At 41.8% G+C, this 263-nt stretch carries 1 protein-coding gene; it reads right to left on the reverse strand.

Annotated features, from left to right (window positions below; translation table 11 throughout):
* Positions 1-263 (reverse strand): PKD domain-containing protein (locus E7X57_RS12240; RefSeq protein WP_135613279.1); only part of this gene is annotated, 263 nt, incomplete at both ends.

Consider the following 263-nt stretch of genomic DNA (forward strand, 5'->3'; position numbering starts at 1 on the left):
TCAGAAACCGGAAGTATAGGAACTGATGTCACATTGATATAATTCGTCTTGACTTCGGAAGCAGTGCCATTGATATTACTGACAGTAAGATTGACAGTATACAAACCAGCTGTATCATACGTATGAACGAGATTCTGACTTGAGTAATCCTCAGTACCGTCAGCATCAATATCCCAGGACCATGACGTTGCATTGGTTGAGAGATCCGTGAACGCAATACTCAGGGGAGCAATACCTTCAGTTACATTAGCACTGAAATCAGA

Origin of the sequence: Methanococcoides sp. AM1, from assembly GCF_900774055.1 — an archaeon.
Lineage (GTDB): Archaea > Halobacteriota > Methanosarcinia > Methanosarcinales > Methanosarcinaceae > Methanococcoides.